Origin of the sequence: Shewanella sp. SG44-6 (assembly GCF_014164185.1) — a bacterium.
Classification (GTDB): domain Bacteria; phylum Pseudomonadota; class Gammaproteobacteria; order Enterobacterales; family Shewanellaceae; genus Shewanella; species Shewanella vesiculosa.
Genome location: NZ_JACJER010000249.1, coordinates 1 through 2,032, shown reverse-complemented (window position 1 = coordinate 2,032; position 2,032 = coordinate 1). Strand labels below are relative to the sequence as shown.

Sequence of the window (2,032 nt, the reverse complement as noted above, 5' to 3'; positions counted from 1 at the left end):
TTCTGAAGTTAATTCAGCCAAACCCAATACTAAAACTGATGTTGAAAATGGTTCAAAACATGTTGTCTCTGACCATGTTAATCAATCAAATATTTCAATAGAAGAAGATTTGGTACCCGAAGTAAGCCCAACACAAATTTCAGATCAAGAACTTGATTTGTTTGGTGCTTTTTTCGGTTAAGTATTTTTAAACCCAAATGGTAAATTTTTTGCCATTTGGCAAAATTTTTATCAGAAGGTTAATTCTTTGAACACACCTTCTGATATCCAGAAGTTTGTCCTGTGTGTTCATTTTAAAATTTTGGCCTTGGACAAGCCTTTTGGAGTTAGTTATGCAAAATGTAAATGTTGAGTTAGTTGCTGGTGATCTAGTTTTTCCTGGTTTAGGTTTTGAAGGGAGAAAAATAGCTCGACTATCAACTCGTTCGCCTTTAGTACCAACTTGCAATAAGAACTATAAGCCTTGCCCACGGATGCTAAATATCGCTTTAACATGGATGTTTGCACCTAAACGGAATACAAGCTTTTCATTATTTGGTGAGACGGGTACAGGTAAAACAGAGTTTTGGACTTACATCTGCGACAAATTAAATTGGCCTATGGTTATTGTTTCAGTTAGTGAGTCACTCAAACCGGAGTCTGTTAAATCAGGTCTAGTTATGCGTAATGGGAATACTCATCACGAACTTTCAGCTGCAGCACAAGCCGCTGAAATGGGAGCTATGCTAGTACTTGATGAAATGGATAAAGGGTCATTAGACTTTTTAGCAGCCTTGCATCCTTTAATGGAATACAAAGGTTTGCCATTAGAAAAGCAAGGTAGAGTTATAACCCCACATCCGTTATTCCGTTTGGTAGCAACATGCCAAACTAACGGTTGTGGTGACCTTACTGGTCGTTATCAATCAACTTCGTCATTAGATGAAGCTGTAAGACGCCGGTTTATGTGGTTAGAATCGAAATATCCAGCTCCAGAAGTTGAATATGAGATTTTACTTGCTGAAGCTCCAAAGATTAAATCGAAAGTACTTAGAATGATGGCTCGCTTCGCTGAACATTGCAGAAATGCATTAGACGCAGATGACAGTAGTGAACATAGAGTATTTTCTGCTCTTTCAACTAGGATTATGGTTGATTGGGTGCGTATGCAATCTTTGATGAAGGATTTTTCAATAGCTGAAGTATTTGATATTGTTTTTCTTAATGCCTGTGAGCTTGAAGATAAACAAACTTTTACTTTGCTTGCTGAATTAGCTTTCGGTGAACAGTGGTTACAACCTGCTTTTTAATCTATCCCTTTGGGAGTTATTTAAACTCCTTTAGGGGTTTTATAGCTCTCTTTTTCGGAGTGAGTTATGAACAAAATTCAAATGACTACTTTTTTAAGTAGTATGCATATTATCCAGAAGTGTTTACAGCAAACTGAAGATAAAATTAACATTCTTTTTTCGGCAGACACTAGTTGCACTAATGGTAAATTTATAAAAATTAAAGTTGGTACACCAGAGCGTATGTACGGTTCATTTATTCATGAACATGCTCACTTGCGTTACACCAACTTTGAAGTCCTAAGTTCAACTCTGAGTCATAGTCTCCTACAAGCATTTAATGTTTTAGAGGACATTCGAATAGATCGGAAAATACAGAATGAATTTCAGGGTGGATTTTATATTTATAAAAAAGGATATAAGGATTTATTGACACATTTTGAACAATTAACGCCTCGAGGTGATATTGGTGATATTTACCTTTATACCTTGTTAGTTGGTTTAAAGAATTGTGGCCATGTAGTTCATTATGCCTTAAAAAATGTTTCAACATTCGTTACCCAAAGTATTTCTATACTTTGCCAACGTTATGCTGATGAAGCTGTTAATTGTGTGGATTCACAGGAGACTTTAAATCTAGCTGTTAAGTTTTTAGTTGATTTGAATCATCTGAATCGCCTGAGCTATCTGAATCATCTGAATCGCCTGAGCTATCTTGTCCATTCTGATCTTCCGGTTCATCAAGTTGTTTCAAATCAACTAAA

General features: G+C 36.0%; 3 protein-coding genes. All 3 read left to right on the top strand.

Annotated features, from left to right (window positions below; genetic code table 11):
• Positions 1 to 181, top strand: a 181-nt coding sequence (locus tag H5185_RS21840; RefSeq protein ID WP_182743228.1) for a hypothetical protein, incomplete at its 5' end; no start/stop codon positions are given.
• Between the two features lie 151 nt (positions 182 to 332).
• Complete coding sequence (locus H5185_RS21835; RefSeq protein ID WP_182743226.1) at positions 333 to 1,289, top strand: AAA family ATPase; 957 nt, start codon at positions 333 to 335, stop codon at positions 1,287 to 1,289.
• Between the two features lie 66 nt (positions 1,290 to 1,355).
• Positions 1,356 to 2,032, top strand: a 677-nt coding sequence (locus tag H5185_RS21830; protein ID WP_404948472.1) for a hypothetical protein, incomplete at its 3' end; no start/stop codon positions are given.